Source organism: Alteromonas sp. KUL106, assembly GCF_009811415.1.
GTDB lineage: Bacteria > Pseudomonadota > Gammaproteobacteria > Enterobacterales > Alteromonadaceae > Alteromonas.
Genome location: NZ_BLIG01000001.1, coordinates 56,008 through 70,616, shown reverse-complemented (window position 1 = coordinate 70,616; position 14,609 = coordinate 56,008). Strand labels below are relative to the sequence as shown.

Here is a 14,609-nt window from a genome sequence, read left to right as displayed (position 1 = left end):
AGTGGAGTGAATGATACGCACAAAAAAGGGCACCCGAAGGTGCCCTGTAGGAAAGGTTGGGATACTTTCCGTTTAACTCATTGCTGTTTGACCTTATACGTCAAACTGGTTCATGGTGTTGTCTTCACCCGACGCTTTTAGTGCACCTTCACCAGAGAAGTACTCTTTGTGCGTATCACCTAGGTCAGAACCTGCCATGGCTTGGTGCTTAACGCACGCTAGACCTTGGCGAATTTCTTGACGCTGAACGCCGCGTACATAAGCAAGCATGCCTTCTTCACCGAAGTAACCTTTCGCAAGGTTGTCAGTAGACAGTGCTGCCGTATGATAAGTCGGTAGCGTGATAAGGTGGTGGAAGATACCTGCTTCACGTGCTGCATCAGCTTGGAAGCTCTTAATCTTCTCGTCAGCCGCTGTTGCAAGTTCGCTGTCATCGTAGTCAGCAGACATCAGTTTCGCGCGGTCGTAACCAGAAACATCTTTACCTTCTTCGCTCCAAGCATCAAATACTTGCTGGCGGAAGTTAAGCGTCCAGTTGAACGATGGAGAGTTGTTGTATACCAGCTTGGCGTTTGGTACCTGCTCGCGAATAGCGTTAACCATTTCAGCGATTTGACCAACGTGAGGTTTTTCAGTCTCAATCCAAAGCAGGTCAGCACCGTGCTTAAGTGACGTTACACAGTCAAGTACTACACGGTCAAAGCCAGTGTTGTCTTTAAAGCGGAATAAACCGTTTGGTAAGCGCTCAGGCTTAACAAGTTTGCCACCTTGCTTAAGCACTAGGTCACCTTCAGTTAGGTCTTCAACACCTGCAACTTCAGTAGTTTTAAGGAACGCGTTGTACTGAGCGGCTAGGTCGCCCTCTGAGGTAGATACAGGGATCTTCTGAGTTAGACCAGCACCTAATGAGTCAGTACGTGCAACAATTACACCTTCATCAACACCTAGTTCAAGGAATGCGTAACGTACTGCGTTAATTTTCGCTAGGAAATCTTCGTGTGGTACCGTTACTTTACCGTCTTGGTGACCACATTGCTTCGCATCTGATACTTGGTTTTCAATTTGAATACAGCATGCACCCGCTTCAATCATTTGTTTTGCAAGTAAGTAGGTTGCTTCTTCGTTACCAAAGCCTGCGTCGATGTCAGCAATGATTGGTACTACATGCGTTTCGTAGTTGTCGATTTCAGCTTGAATTGCAGCTACATCACCGCCGTTTTTCTTAGCGTCGTCTAGTTTGTGGAATAGGTCGCCCAGTTCACGCGCATCCGCTTGACGAAGGAAAGTGTAAAGCTCTTCGATAAGTGCAGAAACTGACGTTTTCTCATGCATTGATTGGTCAGGAAGAGGACCAAATTCAGAACGTAGTGCTGCTACCATCCAGCCTGAAAGATAAAGGTAACTTTTATTGGTTGTGCCTTGATGCTTTTTAACAGAAAGCATTTTCTGTTGACCTATAAAGCCATGCCAGCAGCCTAGCGACTGTGTGTACTGAGACGAATCTGCGTCATATTCAGCCATGTCTTTGCGCATGATGCTTGCAGTGTAGCGAGCAATGTCTAAACCAGTCTTGAAACGGTTTTGTACCTTCATGCGTGCAGCGAACTCTGGATTAATGCCTTCCCAAGTTCCGTTTTGTGCTGCCTTTAATGTGGCGAAGTTATCAATGTCTTGTTGATATTGCGACATGAGCGTCTCTCCCGACTATAATTAAAATACTTAACGTTGTTTATGTTTACGCTGTAGGGCGTTCCCGTTGATTCCATTTCATCCTAGTGCCGGAATTGGGATAAGAGAAATATATATTTTGCATTGCGGTCATTTATTTTGTGAATGTGTGTATAAGGACATACCATTAAGTAGTTTATGTGTGGTGAGTTAGATAATTGCATCGGGGAAGCGTGCGATAGGATATCGGGCTCTCAAACGCTGTTGAGAGCTACAGCGGATTGTTGGTAGCTTGCTCTGAGAACTAAGGCAGCGATCACCATCATGGTAAAGAGCCAAGATGATGAACAGTGCTGTTTCAGACGCGGGAACAAATAGTAATGGCGTGTTTGCCTAGCTTTGGTGTTGTAAACTGAGCACGCTGTTGATTATGCAATCAGTCTATTAGCAAAAAGGGTAATGGTATTGTGTGAGTGGTCAGGGTAGATTTATTGCGTGTAAATTTAGCTGAGACGTTTCTACAATACTTTCGCTAGCTAATTGATATTATGAGAAAAAGTGGGTTTTATGAGTAGCAGTGTACTGTCGTCAGTTGATCAAAGAACCAAGCTTGTTGGAGAAAACAGGCTTGAATTATTGATGTTTCAGCTTGGAACGCGACATATTTTTGCGATGAACGTCTTTAAAATTAAAGAAGTCATTAATGTTCCAAAACTCAACATCATGCCAGGCTCTCACCACAATCTCAGAGGTGTGATGAACTATCGGGGGAGTTCAATCCCTATTATCGATTTGCGTCAGGCGATCAAAATGCGAAACGTATCCACGGAAGAAACCGCAAAAAACGTAATCATTACTGAATATAACAGAAGTGTTCAGGGTTTTATCATTGGTAACGTTAAGAACATCGTGAATACTTCTTGGAGCGCGATACAGCCGCCACCTTCAGCAATTGGAAAGTCGAACTATTTAACCGCCATAACTCAGGTGAATGTTGAGGGTAAACAAGAGCTGGTAGAGATCATTGACGTCGAAAAAGTACTGGCGGAAATTATCGATTACGACACGTCAATTTCCGAAGAGGTCTTAGATAAAGACATTGTTAATCACTTTTTGGGTAAGAAAGTGCTGATTGTCGACGATTCGAGCACAGCAAGAAAACAAATCAGAGATACGCTTGAGCAGCTAGGCATTTCCATTATAGAACGTAAAAACGGAGCTGAAGCATTGGCTTTGCTTAAGAAGTGGGCTGATGAAGGAAAAAATCCCACGGATGAGATATTACTCATGTTTACCGATGCTGAAATGCCGGAGATGGACGGGTATCGCCTGACATCTGAGGTACGTAGTGATCCAAGAATGAGTGACTTGTTCATTGCGCTTAATACGTCGCTAAGCGGTAGCTTCAACGATGCGATGGTAGAAAAGGTGGGATGTAATCGATTTATCTCAAAATTCCAGCCCGATATGCTCGTCGACGTTGCACAGCAGCGCCTGCGCGAATATTTAGACACGACTGAAAAGTAAAAACCTTTCCCCGACAGGCGCTAGTTTTAAAGGGTGAACAGATGGTCATCTTATGGAGACGTTATTTTATCCAAAAGCTTTGAGCATCTGGCTTGCCTGAATTACACTATCGGGTTTTATCGCTTTATAAAACTTAAGCACTTACTTCGAATGAGAGCGATAGCGTCGTTCCTTAGTATCTGCATCTAGAAAAATGCGGTCAGATACCTTTACTTACTCAGGGAAGTTTAAATGATTAAACAATTTTTTCGCACATCCGTTTTAAGCTGTGCGTCAATCGCCGTTCTTGCGAGTTGCGGTGTCACTGAACCTTCAAGTCATACTGCCAACTCAAATAACGTCCAGCCTGAATCGGTACCGAAAAATATTATTATGGTTGTGGCCGACGGCATGGGGCCTGCTTATACAACGGCATATCGCAACTATGTCGACGACCCTTCTACTCCCCACATAGAACCCGTGGTGTTCGACGATATTCTAGTGGGTAATGCGTCGACTTACCCTGCATCGGTTTCTGGCTATGTAACAGACTCGGCGGCAGCGGCTACAGCACTTGCGACCGGCATTAAGTCTTATAATGGTGCAATTGGCGTCGATGTAAATAAACAGCCTGTGAACTCGGTAATGTATCATGCCAAAAGTAAAGGCATGCGAACGGGTTTAGCGGTAACCTCTCAAATTGTTCATGCGACGCCGGCTTCTTATATCGCTCACAATGAAAGCCGAAAGAATTACAATGAAATCGCTGAGGATTTTTTCGATGTTCGCGTAGACGGTGAATTTGTCGCAGACGTTATGTTAGGTGGCGGCACCTCATATTTTGAACGTGACGACAGAGACATCTTGGCCGAATTCATCGACGCAGGCTACGTGCACGCCGATTCATATGATCAATTAGCAACAGTACCGCAAGGCAGCAACGTACTGGGCTTATTTGCTCCTGTCGCGCTTCCTGCAGTACTTGATGACGAGCGAAAAAATCGCCTCGAGTACTTGGTAGAAAACGCGATTAAGCATTTAGAAAATGACAATGGCTACTTTCTTTTAGTGGAAGCTAGCCAAGTCGATTGGGCCGGTCATTCTAATGACATTGCTTCTGCGATGGCTGAAATGCACGATTTAGCGTTAACAATGGAATATTTGCGCGACTACGTCGCAGCGCATCCAGATACCTTGGTAGTGCTAACGGCTGATCACAGTACGGGCGGTTTAACAATTGGGGCAAATGGCGACTACCGCTGGAGCCCAGAGCATTTGAAATCAATGTCTGCATCGGTGATGACCATTGCGCTTGAAATGGCTAACGAAGACAATCCTGGCGAATTTGTTGCGAATAAGCTTGGTTTGACTTTGAGCGAGGAAGAGCTTGCTACGCTTGATAGCGTATCTAACCAAGATGATAAGACACGCTTTATGGCAGTGAAAACCTTCTTAGACACTAAAACCAACACAGGCTGGACGACCGGTGGTCATACGGGCGTGGATGTTGAGGTGTTTGCCTTTGGTGCTGGCTATCAATCATTTATGGGGCAAATAGATAATACGGATATCGCGAAGAAAATCTTCGGTTTTATCAATAAAAAGCAGTAGCTAAAGATCGCGCCTCAAGAAAAGAAAGTATCTACAAACATAGAGCCCTCGTCAGACAAACACGACGTTGGTTTTAATGATTTAAAGAGGATTGGCACTGCAAAAAATTAATTCAAATCTTTTATTGATTTGAAATCTGCCAAGTCACAAGTAAAGCGCCAATGTTATGCATAACAGGCGCTTTCTTTTTATCGGTAAAGAATGAGGACATTACAGAGAATGGAAAACGAAATGCTGTCGTTACTTCAAGATATTTTTGAAGAAGTGGAACCTATGTTGGGGATGGGGAAGGTGGCTGACTACATTCCTGCTTTGGCGACGGTAAATCCGCGACAGTTTGGTATTTCAATTTGTGATATCGAAGGGCGAATTACTTCTATTGGCGATGCAAGCGTTCCTTTTTCTATTCAAAGTATATCGAAGGTGTTCAACTTAGTGTTGGCGATGAATCACTATGGTGACACGATGTGGGAGCGCGTAGGATGCGAGCCTTCGGGTCTGCCGTTTAACTCGCTTGTGCAGTTAGAGTATGAAAACGGCATTCCACGTAACCCCTTTATCAATGCCGGGGCGCTGGTGGTGAGTGATATGGTGCAGTCCCGTTTTGCCTCCCCCTTTATTGCCATGCGGGATTTCGTACGGCGCTTAAGCTGTAACGGAGACATTGTCGTTAACAAAATCGTGGCAGAGTCGGAATTTGAGCACCGCTCTCGCAATGCGGCGATGGCTTATTTAATGAAAGCCTATGGTAACTTCGAAAATGAGGTGGAAGATGTGCTCCGAAACTATTTCCACAACTGCGCATTAGAAATGAGCTGTGAAGATTTGGCGCGCGCTACCAGTTTTCTTGCTAATGCCGGTTTTTCAACGTGCGCCAACGAGCAAGTGCTTACGCCGTACCAAACCAAACAGGTGAACGCCCTGCTAGCGACCAGCGGCATGTACGATGAAGCCGGTAGCTTCGCATTCAAGGTAGGCTTGCCTGGCAAAAGCGGGGTAGGCGGTGGTATTGTTGCTGTAGTACCTGGCCGATTCTCGATTTGCGTATTCTCACCCGCGCTCAACAGCGTCGGTAATTCCCAGCTTGGTGTCGCCGCATTGACCTCGCTTAGCGAACGCATCAACTGGTCTATTTACTAGGGCCTAATGTTCTTTTCTGTACATTTGTTGCATCACAATAAGTAGGTCAACAGGTCCTTAGTACCCCGTTAATTCCATAAAACCACTCCCCGAGTGGCTTCCTTCTATTTCAACGCGCCCTTCGTAGTAAGGGAAAACGCTGTCATTCCATTGGTCTTTCTTAAAAGCAGAGACAGACACATCGATGTTTTTTGACGGGATCATTATTTTCCATTGAACAGGAACAAGGTGGCTGCGATTTTCCCGCTCTATCATTTCACGCTGTATCGGCGAGATAGAAATATCATCTGCGCTCAGGGTTTCTTTGTCTCCATTTTCAGTGATATAGCTAGCGGTCGTGTAGATCTCGTTCATGTGGTTTTCGCCACTATTTTCACTATCTTTCTCGTTCTGGTTGGTAGCGTGCATGCGAAAAGCCATCAACTTGCTGCCATTATCAAAGTGCAGTGAGAACCAATCCCAGCCCATGGCTTGATTGTTTGCCAAATGACTGGTCCATTCATGATCAAACCAGCCTTTGCCTGTTACGTTAAATACTTTGCCTTCAACGTTAATCGTGCCCTGAGCCTCAATAAAAGGCTGGCTGTAGTAATAAGAGCGTAGCCGTCCGTCTTGGGTCTTTTGGCTATAGCCTCTTTCTCCGTGCTTCACAAAAGGGCCTGAAGCAGTAAGGTGCAGTGAAACGTCTACAGCGGCTTTATTGAGCTTTTGCTCTTTCGTTATTGCGGTTGGTTCTGAAGGCTTTTGCGCTTCTTTTTCTGACGTGGTTGGCGTAACTTGCTTGGGCTGTCCAAATGCAAAAGACAACGTAGAGGGGAACATAGCTTTGCTTTCGCGTTCGCTATTGTTATTTAATTCTTGCGCTACACCTTGCCACGTCCAATCATCTATCACTGCACTAAACGGTTGTGATTTCACAAACGCGTTGCCCACGCCACCTGAAGCAAAGCTTTCTTCAAAGTAATGCGTGTTGATGGTATGAAGTGAGGCATGCCCCATCCATTGCTGTCCGTTTGACCAGCTATCGTTAGTGGCATCGGTATTCTCATCGTCATTGGTATTAAAACGAAAGAGGGTATATTGAAGGCCTAGCGCTTCGCCTGTTTCATTTTCCAGAACGAAGGTTAGATACCACCATTCAAGCTGAAAGTCAGGATGGCTTTTATGATCTGAAGGTAGCGTTAAGGGCGAATTACGCTCTACGGAAGCAAAGCGGGCGCTGGTTTCCATGTTTCCGAAGAAGCGGTTCGGAGCGTTATTTACTTCATTGTTCGTACCGTCATCAGGCGAACCGCAAGCGGTTAATAAACAACACACGGCAATAACACTGAGTTTTGCAGAGAACGCTATTTGCCAGATCTCTTTCTCTGCTCGTTCTTTTAACAACCTTACCCATTGTTTTATAACAGTATCTTGATAAGTGTGTTGTTGATTTCTTAGCCGTGTATTGTCTCATAGCTGAACCTCCTGCCTTAAATCGATTTTAGGCTTTAACTTGCCTAGTGGGAGCATAAGTACCAGCGATACGATAAGCAGAGACCAGCCTGCACTTGACGCGATTACAGGTAAGTCAATAGCCAACGGATATGTCCAGTTGAACGCATGTCTGTTGACCAAATGAATGAATACGTAAGCTAAATAGATACCGAAAGGAATAGCGAGAAGCGCGGAAACAAAACACAGCAACATGTACTGCATAAACAGGGCAAATTTTACTTTGATTTGACTTATTCCAATGGCCCTGAGCACCGATAGCTGTGCAGCGCTACCAAGGGTTAATACCGTAAGTGAAACTGCAAATGCTATACCTGCAACCAGCAGCGTTGTAATGTTAAGACCATTGGTTAACACGAAGGTCCGGTCAAAGGTTTGCATAGAAACATCGAGTAAGTCTTGCTTAGCATACAGGGTGTATTTGCCTTGCATGTGGGGTTGTTCGTTCAGCGCTTTTTCTACTTGAGCTTTAAATTCAAGGCTGTTTGCCTTAACAAAGGCCGGAAACCCTTCACTTCTTTCAACGTCATTATCGTTCTTATTTGGAGCGCTCTTCTTTTCAACTTTACGAGTTTGGTCCTTTGGGGACAGCGCCATTACGCCAGAAAATAATGCGTTTTTGACCGTATCATCTTGCGTTGCAAAGAAGGGAAGTGGAACTAATACCTGACCATTTAGATTTCCATAATCAGGGTAAATACCGAGTACTTTCCACGTAGGCACATCTGAAAAGACGGCTAAGTTCTTCTGTAATTCAGACTGTGATATTTGCGCATTAACTGTAGCGTTGCCTGACTGTCCAAGGGTTATATTTGAAACGGTTAAAATGTCTCCTAGCTGTATATCGTTCTCATACGCTAACTGCTGATTAATAAACACGCCTTCACCGCCAACAAACTTTTGCCACAGGGTATCTAGCTGATTATTCCACTGTGCCGATGATTGAGATGTAGAGGTAGTGGATGAATGTAGCAATGAATCAAATACTAGCGCGTGCTTTCCTGCGTCATGAATAGGATAACTGCTTATCGATATTTTTGATGGCGCGTCTTGAACTCGAAGCGCGTTATCTAAGCGACTGCTCACACCCGTTACTTCCCCTTGTACTTTTAAGAGCGGCGTTGTGGCAATCGATGGTGAAAGGTTAACGCTTGAAAGCAGCTGGTCGGTGGATAAATAAAAGGGGGCGTAAAGCCTCTGTGCTAACCATTGTTCGGTGGCATTTCTGAAGCTATCCGTCATGGTGTTCATGCCGATATTGGCCGTGAGTGCGATGAAAAAAGCGCATACTGCAAGGCGTGTTTTACCCGATAGCGCGTGCATATTGGCAATGACATAATGAAACATTGGCCATTTTCTCGGTACAACCCTCGTCATTGCCCTTGCGAAAACGGGAAGCCAAAGCAGTACTAGCGCGCAGCTTGATAGTAGAAGCAGTGCAACGAAGATAAGTGCGGAAGCGGTTGAGGCAACATACTGCTCAACAGCAAAAAGTAGCAGCAGTGTGAGTAAGGTTGTAAGTAGAACGAACAAGAGTGATACACGTTTTGTGCTCTTTGCGTGATTGACCGTAAGCGCCCGTGAGAGCATCGAAACCGGAATGCAAGCAAACAGCACCAGCGATAGAAATGTAACCAATAGCGCCAAACCAAATAACGACAGTAAATTAATATCAGGGTTAATAAATACCGCATCGAACAACGACGCAAAGGTACCGCTAATTACCGGGGACAGGAAAGACGCGGTTTGAAAGCCCATAAACATGCCAATAGGGATGCTGATGAGGCAATATAGCAATAGTTCTGCGAATAAAGCGCGCGTTAATATTGAGGCTGAAATACCCAGTTGACGAAAGCGGATGATATTAGGTAGACGCGTGCGGTACATGAGGTTTAGCGCATTGAGCACGATGAATAGAGCGACGACACCCATGAGCGCACTCATCGCCCACAGATTTAAACGGAAGCTATCGGGTAACGAGCCTGTGTCATTCATGGCATCTGAACGCTTAAATGAAACAGGTATTCTCAGCAACGTTTCCATAAAGCTGATGTCTTGGTTGTTAAGCGCAGTTAAAGCAATAAACCCCTTAAGCTGTAATTGCTCAGAGACCGCGGAACTCTCTGTACGATCTCCGCCCTTATAAAAATCTTCAATGGAAATCACCAGGGTATTTTGAGGTACCAGGCTTGTCACACTGGCTGTTATCTTGGCTGGCCAGAGAAGAGGCGTCTCATTATTGCCTGAAGACGCTTCTTTCGACGGCATATGACGATTATGACAAGCAAGTTTGGTGCTAGTAGCAGGATGTATAAGCCCCTTTACCGAAAATACGTCTGGCCCAGCTTGTCTAGATAACGGTGGGCTAGATAACGCTGGGTTAGATAACGCTGGGTTAGATAACGATGGGTTAGATAAAGATGGGCGAGTTAACGGCGGGCTGAAAACCCGTGCGCCAGATGAGTGCGTATTGTTTTTTGATGATTCAGGTGATGTGGAGACTGAGTTTAGAAAAAACGACAGGTCAGGTGCAGACAATCCGCGGTATCGACTTCCCAAAAGTGGCTGAGAATCGATACCTAAAAGTGTAACCTTGGCGCTACCTTTATTCTCTTGCGCTTGGCGGTCACAGGTTAACGTTATATCTCGCGCAGTAAACGCAATAAGCTGAGTAAAGCCATTTCTGCGTAATAACGAATATTGCTCTTTGGTGAAATAGGCTTTGTTGCCTGTTGGCGTTATAAGGCTACTTGTCAGAAGGCTTTGTTTATTTTGCAGTAGCTCCCCCTGTGCAGCGCCTTCGTTTATGAGTAGCACGGTGACCAAACCGGCATTTGCCAATACTATGGCAAACACAATGAGCAAAGGCTCCCATGGGCGCGTTCGCACCATGGCAAGTAAGGCGAGGGTAGTGAGCAAAAACGTACGCAACGGCTTCTCCTCTAGCGTGTTCTATTCATTTTTATTCTTCGTTTTGAGTCACTAGAACGTTATGCATTAAAAAGTGGATGATGCAAAAGCATCCTCAGGCATCGCATTTTCTAATACACCTTTGTGTAGCCTCATAGCGCGGTCTGCCCGTTTGGCCACATCGTTGCTGTGCGTTACCACCACTAACGCGGTATTTGCTTGTTTGCAGGTTTCATAGAGTAAATCAGATACACTGTCGCTGGTGGCTTCGTCCAAGTTGCCGGTAGGCTCGTCGGCGAGTACAAGGGAAGGGCGATGTACTAGTGCCCGCGCAATAGCGCAGCGCTGTTGTTCACCGCCGGATAGTTGACTCAATGGTTTTTTGGCAATTGATAAAATACCCAGTTGGTCCATCAGCGCTTGTTGGTATTTTTTATCGTAGTTCCCCTTCAGCCTTGCGGTGAACGCAATGTTGTCCCATGCGTTGAAGCAATCAAACAAATTAAAGCTTTGAAACACGATACCCATCTTATTCTTGCGGAATTGATCGATGCGGTGAGCGTTATTCTTACTTTCAGTAACAGACAAGTTATCAATGATAATATCTCCACTGTCAGGATGGTCAAAACCAGCAATCAGTGAAAGCAAGGTAGATTTTCCACAGCCGGATGCGCCCTGAATGCTGAGTGATTCGTCGCTATGAAGCGAAAGGTTAAGATTGTTAAGCAGTGGTTTTTCTGTATCAGAAAACGATTTCTTTAGCTTGTTTATAATGAGCATAGGTAAGCGTATTTTTTGTTTGCGGTGTTAATGCCAATAGTATGCAACAAAGTAGGTATACGCAGGGGAAAGGCTTTTGGGCTTAAAAGGAGCAGGTATTTTTACCTATTTAAAAAAGGGGCTCAATGCCCCTTCATATTAAGGCGTGCTGGTATTTTTTGTGCGAATTTTTGGTCTGCATGAAAGCATTTTAATCGCGAAACAGCCCTTCGGGCAGCGCTTGTAAGCTATTTATTCTGCGTTGACTGTTTTTGATTTAGGCCCACTAGACCTGCAAACAGTTGTCTTGCCTAAATGGCGCACAAGCTGCTGCAAATGCGCACAGCAAAGACCAACACGCCCTAACAATGTTATTGATTAATAAAGTTATCGAGTTCTTCGCCAGTTATTTTTTTGATTTGAGCAAAAAGGTACCACAGCGCAGCAATCAGCAAAATCATGCTCGGGATCACAATCACGGGATAGCTAAGCGCCGTCATGCGGCCAAGCTCTTCAGTGTATGCCGTCGTGCCCGGTTCACTGACCAAAATCATTTTGGCTAAGATATAATTTAGTGCTGAAGAGAGAAAAAATGAGCTAGCAACAATATAAGAGCTTACCGCTACCTTCTTTTTAAACTCTGGCTGTTTTCCTTTGGCGTCTAACACTTGATTTAGGTGCGGCCAGTTTATGATCTGGTCGTTCAAAATAAGCATTTTGACCAACGGCTTATTAGAATATTGGGTTACCAGTACGGCAATGCCGATAATCCCGGGGATAGCGGCTTCTTTAATTGCAATATATTCAGCGGGAAGTTTAAGTAAACTAAAACCGCCGGTAAGTAGAACGCTGATTATGCCCAATACGGAAAAGCCATTGACCTTTCCTGATTCTTTTAAATCCCACAGTCCGTAGCCGATAGGAAAGCTTAATGCAGCGACAATGCTCCACGCAGGGCCTAGGTAATCTTCGGAACTTGCATAGCTCATCAGCACCACGGGTATAACGATGTTAAACGCGAGGTTGCCAAAGAAGCCTTGGTTTTTTTGAGTCGGTTCTTGTACTGCTGACATATCTTTTAAAAAACGTCTTATGTTGTGGCCAATTATACGTAAACTAACTAGCGTGCCCAGTGCCATGCGGCAAATAAGCCACCAATAAAGCCAAATAAATGATATTCAAAGGAAATAAATTTCGATGTAGGAAGTACACCTACCAGCATTCCGCCGTATAGAGCGGCAACCACCAGTGAAATAAGTAAATAACGCACTTTATTGCTGCGAAAACCAGCCAGAACGAGAAAGCCGAAATAGCCGTATACCATACCGCTCGCGCCAATATGCGTTGCCGTTCTGCCAAATAACCACACGCCCAAACCGCCGATAAGAAGTGCACTCACAGTGGCGATAATAAACGTGCGCTTTCCCCATTGCATGGTTAGCCACATAAACAACAAAAGCGGCACTAAGTTAGCCATTAGGTGGGTAGGCGTGCCGTGAAGGAAAGGGGCTGTAAAAATATACGGTAACGACGAGAGTGTACGCGGGACAACGCCGAACTGATTTAGCGCATTGCCCGTAAGCAAATTGACTATTTCGATAATAATTAACAGTGCCCCAAGGGTGAGCAACACGCGAATTTGAAAAGAAAGCGGCTTCATAAGTTTTGGCCCCGTATAAAATTACAAAATAATGTGGGGAAGGTAGCGAGACAAATCTTGGGTAACGGCAGACGCGTCCTCGCGTACCGAAATACCTGCTGGCATATCGTCTACCAACCAACTCCCTATAAGGGTATGATTACCATCGAATACGGGTAAAGGTTCAAATGCCTGAACAATAAAACCTTCTTCGCCGTAAGGGCCGTCGCTAAGTGCACTTTCTACGCCATTTTCAATGAGGGACACATTGGCGCCTTCTCGAGAAAAAAGTGGCTTCTTAATCCATTTTCCCGCTAGGTTTTTTGCCGCTATTTCATCTGAAAAATAAGCGGGAAGCAGGTTAGGGTGGCCTTTAAATTTCTTCCAAAGCAGAGGCAGTAAGGCTTTGTTGGAAATGACTGATTTCCATGCTGGCTCTATCCAATTGACCTGGGCGTCTTCTAATACGTCGCCAAACTCTTCGCGCAGCATAAATTCCCAAGGATAAAGCTTGAAGCAATCTGTAATGGGGGCATCGTCAAGATCGGTAAAAACCCCCGTGTCCGCCAATCCAATATCTTCAATAAAAACAAAGTCGGCCAAAAGCTCGGCTTCTTTGGCGCAGTCTTGAAGGTATTGCACCGTGCCGCGGTCCTCCACGGTATCTTTACAACACGCCATATGCAGTTGGTTAATATTGTAGTGCAACGCTATTTCGCGAAAGCGATGAACTAACTTCTCTTGCAAGCTATTGAACTGATCGGCGTGCAGGGGAAGCTTGCCGGCGTCTACGTTTTGCGAAAGCCAGAGCCATTGCCAAAATCCCGATTCGTATAAGCTGGTGGGCGTATCTGCATTGTTCTCCAATAACTTAGCAGGGCCTTTGCCGCTATACACAAGATCCAGTCGCGAGTATAAGCTGGGCGCTCGTTCAAGCCAGCTGTTCCTTACCATGTCCCAGTGACGCTCAGGAATACTGAAACGAGTAAGTAACGCCTCACTATTCACCACATCCTCGGTAACCGCCAAACACATCTGATGTAGCTCGGCGGTAGGATCTTCAATGTCGTTTTCAATTTGCGCTAGGGTAAACTGATAGTAGGCCGTTTCATCCCAATAGGGTTTACCGTACATGGTATGAAAATGAAAACCGAACTCATTGGCCAGCTGCTGCCATCCCTTGCGAGGCTGGCATGGCATTCTAAACATAGTTATCCGCCCCAGCCGCCTTTTCGGCTGCTGCTACCCCATGAAGATTTAGCGCGCACGCTGCTGCCGAAACCGCCACGTTTCATCGTGCGATTGACGGTGGGCCTTGGCTTGTAGATATCTTTATTGACGCGATACTGCCTTTTTCGAATATCGCCATCGAACACATAGCCATCTGCCGTTATCCAGCGAGAGCGGAACGGTGAATTGTAAGAATAAGACGTATATAAGGGTTGTGAATAGTAGCGGCTTGGTGAGAGCAGAGAACTTACCATGTAGCCTGCCATGAAAGGCATAAAAAAGCTGCCGCTGCTATTGTTCACATATTGGCATTGATTTGGACCAAATTCATGTTCACAGTCATACTCAGAGCTAAAGCGTGGGCTGGTGCGCATGGCTTCATCCACCGCTGTTTGATAGGCAGCTTCGCAGCGCTCTACCGCATCGGGGTAGTCTTGCTTACAATCTTCTAGTGATGTGTAAATAGTGGCGTCTTCTTTTTCTCCGCCACAACCGCTCAAGATAACGCTGGCAACGCCCAATGCGAGAGGCTTAACACTGAAACCCTTACGCATGCTACTAAGGTTAATATGCTTAGTACGTTTTAGCGTTGACTCTTCGCCTTGCATGCTTTCATGAACATCACGCTGTGTATTTCGTTTATCAGTCATCG

11 protein-coding genes are annotated in these 14,609 nt (G+C 45.4%); 3 read left to right on the top strand and 8 right to left on the bottom strand.

Going from position 1 to position 14,609, the window contains the following annotated elements:
• Nucleotides 1-93: 93 nt before the first annotated feature.
• On the bottom strand, nt 94-1,689 hold the full coding sequence (locus GVO63_RS00310) for an isocitrate lyase (protein WP_159577669.1): 1,596 nt from the start codon (nt 1,687-1,689) through the stop codon (nt 94-96).
• A 546-nt stretch (nt 1,690-2,235) separates the two neighbouring features.
• On the opposite strand from GVO63_RS00310, the gene GVO63_RS00305 reads away from it, so the two are divergent.
• The 3 genes from GVO63_RS00305 (at nt 2,236) to glsB (ending at nt 5,925) form a co-directional block, all read left to right on the top strand.
• Nucleotides 2,236-3,195, top strand: coding sequence for a chemotaxis protein CheV (locus tag GVO63_RS00305; RefSeq protein ID WP_159494487.1), 960 nt, complete (start codon nt 2,236-2,238; stop codon nt 3,193-3,195).
• Between the two features lie 231 nt (nt 3,196-3,426).
• Nucleotides 3,427-4,785 (top strand): alkaline phosphatase, encoded by a 1,359-nt coding sequence (locus GVO63_RS00300; protein WP_159577668.1) that lies wholly within the window; start codon nt 3,427-3,429, stop codon nt 4,783-4,785.
• Between the two features lie 231 nt (nt 4,786-5,016).
• Complete coding sequence (glsB, locus tag GVO63_RS00295; RefSeq protein WP_159494511.1) at nt 5,017-5,925, top strand: glutaminase B; 909 nt, start codon at nt 5,017-5,019, stop codon at nt 5,923-5,925.
• A gap of 57 nt (nt 5,926-5,982) precedes the next feature.
• Here the strand turns inward: glsB and GVO63_RS00290 are convergent, their stop codons facing one another.
• The 7 genes from GVO63_RS00290 to GVO63_RS00260 all read right to left on the bottom strand — a co-directional run bounded on the left by GVO63_RS00290 (nt 5,983) and on the right by GVO63_RS00260 (nt 14,607).
• The gene (locus tag GVO63_RS00290; RefSeq protein WP_159577667.1) at nt 5,983-7,311 is read right to left on the bottom strand and encodes a lipocalin-like domain-containing protein; all 1,329 of its coding nucleotides are present in this window, start codon (nt 7,309-7,311) and stop codon (nt 5,983-5,985) included.
• A gap of 66 nt (nt 7,312-7,377) precedes the next feature.
• A complete protein-coding gene (locus GVO63_RS00285; RefSeq protein ID WP_236552013.1) occupies nt 7,378-10,350 on the bottom strand; it encodes an ABC transporter permease in 2,973 nt (990 codons plus the stop codon).
• Between the two features lie 66 nt (nt 10,351-10,416).
• A complete protein-coding gene (locus GVO63_RS00280; RefSeq protein WP_159577666.1) occupies nt 10,417-11,109 on the bottom strand; it encodes an ABC transporter ATP-binding protein in 693 nt (230 codons plus the stop codon).
• 350 nt (nt 11,110-11,459) lie between these two features.
• The gene (locus GVO63_RS00275) at nt 11,460-12,161 is read right to left on the bottom strand and encodes a VC0807 family protein (RefSeq protein ID WP_159494482.1); all 702 of its coding nucleotides are present in this window, start codon (nt 12,159-12,161) and stop codon (nt 11,460-11,462) included.
• Between the two features lie 47 nt (nt 12,162-12,208).
• The gene (locus tag GVO63_RS00270; protein ID WP_159494481.1) at nt 12,209-12,748 is read right to left on the bottom strand and encodes a rhomboid family intramembrane serine protease; all 540 of its coding nucleotides are present in this window, start codon (nt 12,746-12,748) and stop codon (nt 12,209-12,211) included.
• A gap of 21 nt (nt 12,749-12,769) precedes the next feature.
• The gene (locus GVO63_RS00265; protein WP_159577665.1) at nt 12,770-13,936 is read right to left on the bottom strand and encodes a glutathionylspermidine synthase family protein; all 1,167 of its coding nucleotides are present in this window, start codon (nt 13,934-13,936) and stop codon (nt 12,770-12,772) included.
• 2 nt (nt 13,937-13,938) lie between these two features.
• Entirely contained in the window at nt 13,939-14,607 is a 669-nt protein-coding gene (locus GVO63_RS00260; protein ID WP_159577664.1) for a DUF1190 family protein, read from the bottom strand.
• Nucleotides 14,608-14,609 lie beyond the last annotated feature (2 nt).

Excerpts from the sequence above, each read along its gene's own strand:
- GVO63_RS00310 (WP_159577669.1), bottom strand. The coding sequence starts at position 1,689 with ATGTCGCAATATCAACAAGACATTGATAACTTCGCCACATTAAAGGCA.
- GVO63_RS00305 (WP_159494487.1), top strand. The coding sequence starts at position 2,236 with ATGAGTAGCAGTGTACTGTCGTCAGTTGATCAAAGAACCAAGCTTGTT.
- GVO63_RS00300 (WP_159577668.1), top strand. The coding sequence starts at position 3,427 with ATGATTAAACAATTTTTTCGCACATCCGTTTTAAGCTGTGCGTCAATC.
- glsB (WP_159494511.1), top strand. The coding sequence starts at position 5,017 with ATGCTGTCGTTACTTCAAGATATTTTTGAAGAAGTGGAACCTATGTTG.
- GVO63_RS00280 (WP_159577666.1), bottom strand. The coding sequence starts at position 11,109 with ATGCTCATTATAAACAAGCTAAAGAAATCGTTTTCTGATACAGAAAAA.
- GVO63_RS00275 (WP_159494482.1), bottom strand. The coding sequence starts at position 12,161 with ATGTCAGCAGTACAAGAACCGACTCAAAAAAACCAAGGCTTCTTTGGC.
- GVO63_RS00270 (WP_159494481.1), bottom strand. The coding sequence starts at position 12,748 with ATGAAGCCGCTTTCTTTTCAAATTCGCGTGTTGCTCACCCTTGGGGCA.
- GVO63_RS00265 (WP_159577665.1), bottom strand. The coding sequence starts at position 13,936 with ATGTTTAGAATGCCATGCCAGCCTCGCAAGGGATGGCAGCAGCTGGCC.
- GVO63_RS00260 (WP_159577664.1), bottom strand. The coding sequence starts at position 14,607 with ATGACTGATAAACGAAATACACAGCGTGATGTTCATGAAAGCATGCAA.